Origin of the sequence: Mesorhizobium sp. M7A.F.Ca.MR.148.00.0.0 (genome assembly GCF_003997735.1) — a bacterium.
Classification (GTDB): Bacteria; Pseudomonadota; Alphaproteobacteria; order Rhizobiales; family Rhizobiaceae; genus Mesorhizobium.
In genome coordinates this window covers 1-235 of sequence record NZ_RZTB01000699.1, presented here as the reverse complement: position 1 = coordinate 235, position 235 = coordinate 1, and the positions used below count along the sequence as shown (strand labels likewise).

At 69.8% G+C, this 235-nt stretch carries 1 protein-coding gene; it reads left to right on the top strand.

Annotated features, from left to right (window positions below):
- Window positions 1-235: DUF1850 domain-containing protein (locus EOB49_RS35895; protein WP_127383586.1), on the top strand; the 235-nt coding region annotated here is incomplete at both ends.

The window sequence follows — 235 nt, the reverse complement described above, 5'->3', positions numbered from 1 at the left end:
CTGTCCTGGACGCATTCGGTGGAACGGTCGCGTTGGGAGGAAGACTGGAAGGTCACGCCTATCGGCCTGCAGCTGGTCGAGGCGCGGGTCAAGGGCTCGGGCGCCGGCATGGAGCCACCGGAAGGCGCGGTGCTGAAGAATGGCTGGTGGGCCTACACGCCCACGGTCGGCCCACAGCGGCGCGTCATACTCGCCGCCTCTGGCGCAACCGGCGACGGCTGGACGCTGTGCTCGG